The organism is Phaeospirillum tilakii, from assembly GCF_042683125.1.
Classification (GTDB): Bacteria; Pseudomonadota; Alphaproteobacteria; order Rhodospirillales; family Magnetospirillaceae; genus Phaeospirillum; species Phaeospirillum tilakii.
The window spans coordinates 1-500 of record NZ_JBHUIY010000140.1; the positions used below are offsets into that span (position 1 = coordinate 1).

Sequence of the window (500 nt, forward strand, 5' to 3'; positions counted from 1 at the left end):
CGATGCCTTCGTGCTCGCCGCCGGCGCCTGGAGCGCACCGCTGGGCGAGGCGCTGGGCTGCCCGCTGCCGGTGCGGGCCAAGAAGCGCGATGTGTTCGTGCTGGAGACGCCGGCCGCCCTGCCCGGCTGCCCGCTGGTCATCGACCCGAGCGGCTTCTGGTTCCGCACCGAGGGCGCGCTGCTGCTGGCCGGCGGCCCGCCGCGCGGTGACGATGCCGACGACCTGCCGCTGGACGCCATCGACCACGGCCTGTTCGAAGACCTGCTCTGGCCCACGCTGGCGGCCCGGGTGCCGGCGCTGGAAGCGCTGCGGCTGCGCTCGGCCTGGGCGGGCTATTACGAGATGAACAGCTTCGACCACAACGGCCTGGCGGGCCGGCTGCCCGGCTGGGCCAATGCGTTCACGGCCTGCGGCTTCTCGGGCCATGGCATGCAGCAGGCGCCGGCCGTGGGCCATTCGATGGCCCGGCTGGTGGCGGGGCTGGACGCGCCGCTGATCG

The 500-nt window shown here is 74.6% G+C and carries 1 protein-coding gene; it reads left to right on the forward strand.

The genetic code is table 11. The features are described from left to right. Positions 1-500: NAD(P)/FAD-dependent oxidoreductase (locus ACFSNB_RS18865; RefSeq protein ID WP_377319372.1), on the forward strand; the 500-nt coding region annotated here is incomplete at both ends.